1 rRNA gene is annotated in these 884 nt (G+C 58.3%); it reads right to left on the reverse strand.

Going from position 1 to position 884, the window contains the following annotated elements:
* Positions 1-884, reverse strand: a 23S ribosomal RNA gene (locus tag SM754_RS20115); the annotation flags it as partial.

The raw sequence follows: 884 nt of genomic DNA on the forward strand, positions 1-884 counted from the left end.
TCCGCTTCCTGCCATTACGGCGTCCACGGAATTCTCGGATTCGACTGGGCGAAGGCCCAGCTCGACTGTTTCTGAGGCGTCGGCGTTCACTGCATACGAGCACTGGAATATTAACCAGTTTCCCGGTTCGTCCAAGTCGAATTACGGTTGGACTTAGGGCCGGCTAACCCTCGGCTGAACGGCATTGCCGAGGAACCCTTGCTCTTTCGGCCGTCGGGGTTTCAACCCGACTAACGCTGCTACTATGGCCAGGATTTTCGTCACTGTGTGGTCCACGCGAACTCTCGTCCGTGCTTCCACCCACACAGAGCGCCAATCTACACGATCACCCCTATGGGGGGTGCGGCCAGGTCTCGGTGGTGGATTTGAGCCCCGATCATTTTGGGCGCCTCAAACCTCGGCCGGTAAGCTGTTACGCTGTTCTTAGAGGGTAGCTGCTTCTAAGCTCACCTCCCGGCTGTCTAGGGCTTGAGACCACCTTCGATCGCACTTAATCCACACTTGGGGACCTTAACCCGGCTCTGGGTTGTCTCCCTCATGGTGCACAGGCTTACCCCGCACACCGGACTCCCTGCGTCGACGGCGCCTGTAGGTTTGGAGTTTGACAGGGAGGCCCACTTCTCTCGAAGTGGGATCTCCCAATCGGTCGCTCTACCCCACAAGCTACCTCAGCAGAGGTCATGCTTCGACATGTTTCGATTGGAACCAGCTGTTGCCAGATTCGATGGGCCTTTCACCCCTACACCTAGGTCACGCGAGGGTATTGAAGGACACCAACGCTAACAGGCCTCCACGTGCCTTTCGGCACGCTTCACCTTGCCCAGGCGTAGATCATCTGGTTTCGGGTCGCATCCGGCTGACTCCCCGCGCTTGAACACGGTGGC

This window comes from Halorubellus amylolyticus, from assembly GCF_034808145.1.
In the GTDB taxonomy this organism is placed as follows: domain Archaea; phylum Halobacteriota; class Halobacteria; order Halobacteriales; family Natrialbaceae; genus Halorubellus.